The sequence below is a fragment of the Limnospira sp. PMC 1279.21 genome, from assembly GCF_032349615.1.
Taxonomy (GTDB): Bacteria; Cyanobacteriota; Cyanobacteriia; order Cyanobacteriales; family Microcoleaceae; genus Limnospira; species Limnospira fusiformis.
Genome location: NZ_JARPLU010000581.1, coordinates 1 through 324 on the forward strand (window position 1 = coordinate 1; position 324 = coordinate 324).

The following is a 324-nucleotide window of genomic DNA, read 5'->3' on the forward strand; positions in this document are numbered from 1 at the left end:
GCCTTACTGGGACATCATTTGTCAGGAGATGTCGGCATGGTTGTCGTTGCCCACCAAGACCGATTGGCAATATGGGGATTTGACTTGTTTCGATGGCTCTATGAGCAAAACAGGTGCTCACTCATGGTTCTCAACGAGACAAGTCTCAGTCCAGAACCAGAAATGGTTGAGGACATCCTCGCCATCCTCCACTGCTTCAGTTCCCGATTATACGGACGGAGTAAATACAAAACTCAGGTCAAAGAAGATCCGGATTTACCCCAGCCCGGAGCTAAATCAAGTCTGGCGCAAATGGTTGGCCGCTTGTCGGTATTGCTATAACCA

General features: G+C 49.1%; 2 pseudogenes. Both read left to right on the plus strand.

From position 1 onward, the window contains the following. A pseudogene (locus tag P5683_RS26050) lies at window positions 1-288 on the plus strand (IS607 family transposase); the annotation flags it as partial. Beyond that, window positions 275-324: pseudogene (locus P5683_RS26055) on the plus strand (hypothetical protein); the annotation flags it as partial. The pseudogenes P5683_RS26050 and P5683_RS26055, both read left to right, overlap by 14 nt.